The organism is Shewanella sp. 11B5 (assembly GCF_002836795.1).
In the GTDB taxonomy this organism is placed as follows: Bacteria; Pseudomonadota; Gammaproteobacteria; order Enterobacterales; family Shewanellaceae; genus Shewanella; species Shewanella frigidimarina.
The window spans coordinates 1-2,009 of sequence record NZ_PJAP01000692.1 but is presented as its reverse complement, the minus strand read 5'-3'; the positions used below and the strand labels follow the sequence as shown (position 1 = coordinate 2,009).

Below are 2,009 nucleotides of genomic sequence, written 5' to 3'. Positions count from 1 at the left end.
TTTATTATTAATTTATATTCAAATATAAATTAATAATATGCCTTCTACCAAAAAGTAACCTAAAGAAGCACCATATTGATACTTGGAGACTTCTTCTTTCCAAAATTCGGTTTTTAGCTTAGTCATATAAAGAAGCCGGTAACATCAGCTGGCTCCTTATTAGACATTATCTGGCGATTATCTCAACATTAAGATTAAGTCGCTGTCGTGAATACTCTTTTAATGTATTTACTAACTCATGCTTAAGCTTATTTTACACATTATAAGGTTGGTATTTTTTACTTTCAGCTGCTTTGCCATTCACTTTTTGTACTTGAAGATGAAGCACTCCATTTTTAAATGAGGCTTTTATATCAGCTTCATTTGGTTAGCTATCAAGGATAAAACTGCGCACATACTTACCAGAGCGACATTCTTTTCTGATCACACGCCCAATCTTTTTTACTCATTATCTTCGGCTGTAGTTGCTTCGATTGTGAGCAAATCCCCATCAACCGTAACGTGAATATCTTTTTTTATATACGCCAGGTAAATCTGCACTAATTTCATAGTGTTCAGACTTATCATTAATGTCTACTCTTGGACAAAAAATCCAAATCCCTTGTGCTTTTGCTTTCGGCGCTGGGAAAATAGAAGTTACCAAAATATCATGCATATCAAATAATGAATGTCTAGGAATTAAGTTCATAACAAAATCTCCTTTCAGAGGTAATCAATTCATTATGATGATTTCGTCTCGTCATCAACATGGCGAAATCTGGTGTTTCACCCATCAATTTTAGCGGTCAAACAATGTACTTATCATGGCACATGATCAACTATCTACCCTTAATGTGACAGATATCCATATAATAGTTTATGTTGATTATTTCGTTCTCAATCACATTTAACCTTATAGCTCAACGCTTCATCAGCCAATAAGTTTGGTTAAATATTATGCTGGGTTAGGTGTGCAATTCAATAAAGGAATACAAGGATTTAAGTGAAAGTATGTCTCGCACCCATGAATTAGTTTTTACTGGATTAATGTATAGCTAAAGGACCAACAGGAAAAGATATCCTCATTTTTAAGATTAGAAAAATAGGCGGCAATGTGAAAATAAAAAAATGCCGCTCACCTCAGGTGAACGGCATTAAACAAATTGCTAGCGTTTATACTCATCAAAAATTAATTTTGAGTAATACCCGCTGTATTACCTGCACCACCACTTTGTGTAATTGACGCACTGTCACCCATACCATTCTGGGTGATAGAGGCTACGTTATGAGCAAGAGCTGTACCGAAACCTGATTGCGTAATAATGCCATAGTTATCAGAGCCGTTTTGTGCAATAACTGCATCATTGTACTCACCACCAGACTGATTAACCCAACCTTCATTGTTTGCACCGGTTTGATCAATATCCGCAGTTCCAAAATCACCAAACTGGCTTACATCAGCAATGTTATCAGATGCTGTTTGATACACATCAGCCATGTTACCTTCACCGCCTTGATCTACTGTAGTGCTTTGAATCAAACCTTCTTGTAATACTTTAGCACTTCCACCAATTGAGCCTGTCTGCATGACATTAGCGATCAACATAGAACCTGAACCTTGGTCAATATCAACCATTGAACCCAAAACAGCAGATTGCGCGACTGTTGCGCTAGAATCTGCAGCTTGATTCTGAGCTACATTAACATCGCCAGATTGGCTTGCATCAAGTTGAGTAATTGTTACAACTGAGTCATCCGATTCATTTAATTGAGTCACTACAACTACGTTACTGTCACCATTTTGAGTTACGCTTGCTGCAGCCATATAAGAAGTATCTTGGTTAATGTTTACATTGTTCAAGTTACCATCAGTAATAATAGTTGCTGAAGCAGGCTCATGAAAACCGAACCCGTACTGGCGTATGGTTGATGTATTATTGTCACCTGTAACATTCACAGAAGCGGTACTGTCGTTAACATGCTCCTGGTTTACTGTTGCGTTGTTAGTGTTACCATCTTGTGAAACCGTT

The 2,009-nt window shown here is 37.1% G+C and carries 1 protein-coding gene and 1 pseudogene; both read right to left on the bottom strand.

Annotation, left to right across the window (positions count from 1 at the left end):
- Positions 1–490 precede the first annotated feature (490 nt).
- Complete coding sequence (locus tag CXF78_RS15390; RefSeq protein WP_102037280.1) at positions 491–688, bottom strand: alpha-crystallin domain-containing protein; 198 nt, start codon at positions 686–688, stop codon at positions 491–493.
- Positions 689–1,168: 480 nt separating this feature from the next.
- Positions 1,169–2,009, bottom strand: a pseudogene (locus CXF78_RS15385) (hypothetical protein); the annotation flags it as partial.

Excerpts from the sequence above, each read along its gene's own strand:
- CXF78_RS15390 (WP_102037280.1), bottom strand. The coding sequence starts at position 688 with ATGAACTTAATTCCTAGACATTCATTATTTGATATGCATGATATTTTG.